This window comes from Bradyrhizobium sp. MI1.11 (assembly GCF_055811255.1).
This window is the reverse complement of the sequence record NZ_JBVVPM010000181.1, coordinates 1-1004: the sequence shown is the minus strand read 5'-3', so window position 1 is coordinate 1004 and position 1004 is coordinate 1. Positions and strand designations below refer to the sequence as shown.

Sequence of the window (1004 nt, the reverse complement as noted above, 5' to 3'; positions counted from 1 at the left end):
GTGATCGACAGATCCGCATTGGCGCCGGTGGAGATGTGCAGAGCGCCGGCGACGATCGAGGAGTTCGTCGCGCCCGTGGCCGTCTGCAGGGTCGCCGTGCCCGTGGTAACGGACTTGACCGACTGCACGCCGGTGGCAAGGTCGATCGCGGTCAGCACATCGCTCACCTTGGCCGCCTGCAGATACACCGTCGAGTTACCGTTACCGTCCGTGATCACGTTGCTGCCGGTGCCGGCAATGCTGGAGCCGGCCGCAACGTTGGCTGCCGCAGGCACCACCGCGTTCTTGAAGGTGACGGTCTTGCCGTTGACGGTGAGGGTGGCCCCATCGCTGATCAAGGAGCTGAGCGAAGTTGAGCTGGTGCCGCGATTCGCCGTGACCGAGGCGGTGCCGGAGCCGGTCGCGGTGGTCAGGCCGAGGCTCTTCAAGATATCGGCCGTGGCAGAGATATTCAGATCACCACCCGTCGACGTCGTGAACGTGATCTTGCCGCCGGTGATGGCTGCCGCCGTATTGCCGGTCGGCGTGCTCAGGGTCGCTGCACCTGCTGCGACGACCGCATTCTGGGCGCCGCTGGCGATGTCGATCGCATTCAGAAGGTCGCCAACCGTCGCGGTCGAGCTGGCCGCAGTCGTGCCGGTATAGACGATCGAGTTGCCGTTGCCGTCGGTGGCAATGTTGCCGCTGACGCCATAGCCGGCTGGCGCGCTAGCCGCCGCCGGAACCGCGGTCGCCGAGATGGTGATCGTGTGACCGTTGACGCTAAGCGTGGTGCCATCGGTGAACTTGGTGTTGGCACCAGTGGTCAAGCCGGCGGTCGCGTCAAACAGCTTGGTGCTGGTCGTGATCGCGGCAGCCGAAGTGTCGTTGACGACGGCAACGGCCGTAAATGCACCGACCGAGCCACCGAGCGTGGTGGTGCCGGTCGCCGCGGTTGCGCCGCCCGCTGCGCCGGAGAACAGCACGTTCGACAGAGCGCTCGCGCTGGAATAGGTCGTGGTGCC

1 protein-coding gene is annotated in these 1004 nt (G+C 65.9%); it reads right to left on the bottom strand.

Annotation, left to right across the window (positions count from 1 at the left end; translation table 11 throughout):
* Positions 1 to 1004 (bottom strand): DUF1522 domain-containing protein (locus tag AC0L30_RS42995; protein ID WP_473406791.1); only part of this gene is annotated, 1004 nt, incomplete at both ends.